General features: G+C 58.1%; 1 protein-coding gene and 2 rRNA genes. 1 reads left to right on the plus strand and 2 read right to left on the minus strand.

Going from position 1 to position 4,965, the window contains the following annotated elements:
- On the plus strand, positions 1-520 hold a 520-nt coding region (locus tag AB4Y67_RS18945; RefSeq protein ID WP_441407300.1), incomplete at its 5' end, for a hypothetical protein.
- A gap of 771 nt (positions 521-1,291) precedes the next feature.
- Here AB4Y67_RS18945 and rrf read toward each other — a convergent pair.
- Both rrf and AB4Y67_RS18955 read right to left on the minus strand, forming a co-directional pair.
- Positions 1,292-1,408: ribosomal RNA gene (gene rrf / locus AB4Y67_RS18950) — 5S ribosomal RNA — on the minus strand.
- 244 nt (positions 1,409-1,652) lie between these two features.
- Positions 1,653-4,788: ribosomal RNA gene (locus AB4Y67_RS18955) — 23S ribosomal RNA — on the minus strand.
- Positions 4,789-4,965 lie beyond the last annotated feature (177 nt).

Genomic DNA, 4,965 nt, shown 5'->3' on the forward strand with positions numbered 1-4,965 from the left:
GAGCGCCGTCACCATAAGGCTTACGATCCCGATCGCCGCCACCGCTGTACGGCTTACGATCACTGGTACCACCGGCACCAAAGCTGCGACGCTCCCCGCCACCCTCACGCGGAGCGCGGTCACCATAAGGCTTACGATCCCGATCGCCGCCACCGCTGTACGGCTTACGATCACTGGTACCACCGGCACCAAAGCTGCGACGCTCCCCGCCACCCTCACGCGGGCCACGGTCACCATAAGGCTTACGATCCCGATCGCCGCCACCGCTGTACGGCTTACGATCTCCTTCACGGGAGGGTCGGTCACCGTAGGGCTTACGATCCCGGTCGCTGGACGAGCCGTGGGATCCCCCAGCGCCGCGGTCATCGCGGGCACGGTACCCGCGGGGGTCGCCGCCGGAGTTGTTGGTGCCGCGGAATCCGCCGCCGCCCGAATTGCGTCCGCCGCCGAAGTTGCCGCGATCGTTTCCGCCGCGATTACCGTCGTTATGCTCAGCCATGCTGGATTCCTCCTGTTATGAGCTGACCACTGGCGCAATCGCAGCCGCTCTATTCCGTGTCTCGTTCCTACGCAACCCGAAATCAAGCGCTTCGAAGTCCGTACATCTCATCCAATTCTAGGCGAGTCCCCTGCGGGCGACTAACGGCAGCGGACCAAACGGCCGCAGCGGTGGCAAGTCTCACAGACGGCGTCCGGGCGCAAGCGCGGCTAGGCGGAGGGCAGAACTGCCGACGCTCCCGCAGCTCCGGCAGGTTATGTTCCAACGCTCCTGCATCTCCGGCGGCATCCGCCCGGATGCTCCCGAAGATCCGGCGGTGTCCGGGGCAACGCTGCCGCGGATAGCGCCGGAACTTCGGGAAGACCGACGACGGCGGCATCCGGCCGGCTGCTGGCCTGTCGCGTACGGTTCGGAGGCGGGTGGGGCCGTTGCGGTTGCCGGCGATGGTGTGGGGCCCTGGACGCTCAGGCAGGAGGTGCGGGAGGGTGCGGCTGTATGCCCCCGGTCGTCTGCGGTTCGGAGGGCGGGAGGGTGCGGCTATATGCCCCCGGGTGTGCGGGAGGGTTCGGGTGTGGCCGGCATGATCTGCGGTGAGTGGGCAGTTGGCGGCAGTGTTGGCGCGTGRCATTGCCGTGACGTGCTGACTCGGCGCGGTGCCTGGACCGGTGGGCCGCGCTGCGGGTGGCCCATATTTGGTTTATGTCGTTAAATGCGGGAGAGCCCCAACCTGTGGTTGGGGCTCTCGACCGTGTAATGATGTTCCGGCGGTGACCTACTCTCCCACACCCGATGTTCCGGCGGTGACCTACTCTCCCACACCCTCCCGGGTGCAGTACCATCGGCGCTGTGGGTCTTAGCTTCCGGGTTCGGAATGGGACCGGGCGTTTCCCCCACGCTATGACCGCCGTAACCCTTGCTCCCGTACCGTTCCGCCCCTGGGGGTGGTGGTGGGAAAACTTGTGGTTACAACATGCTTCCTGCACCTTTGTGGGTGCAGTTGTGGTGTTGTTATTTTGTTGTCGGTTCCTTCTAACGCTGCCGTCTGGTGACGGGTTTGTTGGTTGGGAACCACATAGTGGACGCAAGCAGTCTTGTTTCTTTGTACCCTCTCCTTGGTGTGAACGTCTTTTGAATCCGTTCACGAAGAGGGTGTGTGGTGTAAGTTATCGGCCTATTAGTACCGGTCAGCTTCACGAGTCTTTAGTCCTCGCTTCCACATCCGGCCTATCAACCCAGTGGTCTGGCTGGGGGCCTCTCACACACAAGGTGTATGGAAATCTCATCTCGAAGCGAGCTTCCCGCTTAGATGCTTTCAGCGGTTATCCCATCCGAACGTAGCTAATCAGCGGTGCACTTGGCAGTACAACTGACACACCAGAGGTTCGTCCGTCCCGGTCCTCTCGTACTAAGGACAGCCCTTCTCAAATTTCCTGCGCGCGCAGCGGATAGGGACCGAACTGTCTCACGACGTTCTAAACCCAGCTCGCGTACCGCTTTAATGGGCGAACAGCCCAACCCTTGGGACCTACTCCAGCCCCAGGATGCGACGAGCCGACATCGAGGTGCCAAACCATGCCGTCGATATGGACTCTTGGGCAAGATCAGCCTGTTATCCCCGAGGTACCTTTTATCCGTTGAGCGACGGCCATTCCACAATGTACCGCCGGATCACTAGTCCCGACTTTCGTCCCTGCTCGAGATGTCTCTCTCACAGTCAAGCTCCCTTGTGCACTTACACTCGACACCTGATTGCCAACCAGGCTGAGGGAACCTTTGGGCGCCTCCGTTACTTTTTAGGAGGCAACCGCCCCAGTTAAACTACCCATCAGGCACTGTCCCTGACCCGGATTACGGGCCGAAGTTAGATGTCCAAAGTGACCAGAGTGGTATTTCAACGATGACTCCACCCGAACTGGCGTCCGGGCTTCAACGTCTCCCACCTATCCTACACAAGCCACTCCGAACACCAATACCAAACTATAGTAAAGGTCTCGGGGTCTTTCCGTCCTGCTGCGCGTAACGAGCATCTTTACTCGTACTGCAATTTCGCCGAGTTTATGGTTGAGACAGCGGGGAAGTCGTTACTCCATTCGTGCAGGTCGGAACTTACCCGACAAGGAATTTCGCTACCTTAGGATGGTTATAGTTACCACCGCCGTTTACTGGGGCTTAAATTCTCAGCTTCGCCTTGCGGCTAACCGGTCCTCTTAACCTTCCAGCACCGGGCAGGAGTCAGTCCGTATACATCGTCTTGCGACTTCGCACGGACCTGTGTTTTTAGTAAACAGTCGCTTCCCCCTGGTCTCTGCGGCCCCTGCACGCTCCGGACAGCAAGTGTCCATCACGATGGGGGCCCCCCTTCTCCCGAAGTTACGGGGGCATTTTGCCGAGTTCCTTAACCATAATTCTCTCGATCGCCTTAGTATTCTCTACCTGATCACCTGTGTCGGTTTGGGGTACGGGCGGCTAAAACCTCGCGTCGATGCTTTTCTCGGCAGCATAGGATCACCAAATCCCCCCATACGGGGGTCCCATCGGGTCTCAGGCATCATGAACGGCGGATTTGCCTACCGTTCGCCCTACATCCTTAGACCGGGACAACCATCGCCCGGCTTGGCTACCTTCCTGCGTCACACCTGTTAATACGCTTGCCTCCCAGGATCAGGTCCCGCGCTCCACCAAAACCCTCACACCACAAGGGCGATCGGGCAGGTCTCGGGCGGTTAGTATCCCCTGTTCAGCATGGGCGGTTTTTCGCCGGTACGGGAATATCAACCCGTTGTCCATCGACTACGCCTGTCGGCCTCGCCTTAGGTCCCGACTTACCCAGGGCAGATTAGCTTGACCCTGGAACCCTTGATCATTCGGCGGACGGGTTTCTCACCCGTCTTTCGCTACTCATGCCTGCATTCTCACTCGTGTAGGCTCCACCGCTGGTTTACACCGCGACTTCACTGCCCACACGACGCTCCCCTACCACTCCAGACGCCTGAACCAACCCACAAGGGGCGGCTTAGCTAATATCTGAAATCCACAACTTCGGCGGTGTACTTGAGCCCCGCTACATTGTCGGCGCGGAATCACTTGACCAGTGAGCTATTACGCACTCTTTTAAGGATGGCTGCTTCTAAGCCAACCTCCTGGTTGTCTTCGCAACTCCACATCCTTTCCCACTTAGCACACGCTTAGGGGCCTTAGTTGGTGGTCTGGGCTGTTTCCCTCTCGACTATGAAGCTTATCCCCCACAGTCTCACTGCTGCGCTCTCACTTACCGGCATTCGGAGTTTGGCTGACGTCAGTAACCTTGTAGGGCCCATTAGCCATCCAGTAGCTCTACCTCCGGTAAGAAACACGCAACGCTGCACCTAAATGCATTTCGGGGAGAACCAGCTATCACGAAGTTTGATTGGCCTTTCACCCCTACCCACAGCTCATCCCCTCCATTTTCAACTGAAGTGGGTTCGGTCCTCCACGACGTCTTACCGTCGCTTCAACCTGGCCATGGGTAGATCACTTCGCTTCGGGTCTAGATCACGCCACTGCAACGCCCTATTCAGACTCGCTTTCGCTACGGCTTCCCCACACGGGTTAACCTCGCGACGTAACACTAACTCGCAGGCTCATTCTTCAAAAGGCACGCCGTCACCAGAATCAGACTGGCTCCGACGGATTGTAAGCACACGGTTTCAGGTACTGTTTCACTCCCCTCCCGGGGTACTTTTCACCTTTCCCTCACGGTACTGGTCCGCTATCGGTCATTAGGGAGTATTTAGGCTTATCAGGTGGTCCTGACAGATTCGCACGGGATTTCTCGGGCCCCGTGCTACTTGGGATACTTCACCAGGCGGTACACAACATTTCGGTTACGGGGCTCACACCCTCTCTGGCCGGCCTTTCAAGACCGTTCACCTATGCCTGTACTACTCACCTTCCCAGCCCGGCAGAGCTGGAGTGGGAAGTCCCACAACCCCGACCATGCAACGCCCGCCGGCTATCACACATGGAACGGTTTAGCCTGATCCGCGTTCGCTCGCCACTACTGACGGAATCACTATTGTTTTCTCTTCCTGCGGGTACTGAGATGTTTCACTTCCCCGCGTTCCCTCCACGCACCCTATGTGTTCAGATGCGGGTCACCAGGTAACTCGCGCCCCTGGCGGGGTTTCCCCATTCGGACACCCTGGGATCACAGTCCGGTTATCGACTCCCCCAGGCTTATCGCAGATTCCTACGTCCTTCTTCGGCTCCTAATGCCAAGGCATCCACCGTGTGCTCTTAAAAACTTGACCACAAAAGATCAAAAAAACTAATTCACGAGAGAACCATGAAAACCAACCCACACACCCAAAGGCGCCCAGGTCAGATCCAGGTTCATATTCTTGGAAATTGCTTCTTATAAAAGATGCTCGCGTCCACTATGTAGTTCTCAAACAACAACCCCGTACCACACACCCCACACACGCCCC

This window comes from Arthrobacter sp. YAF17, assembly GCF_052113365.1.
In the GTDB taxonomy this organism is placed as follows: Bacteria; Actinomycetota; Actinomycetes; order Actinomycetales; family Micrococcaceae; genus Arthrobacter.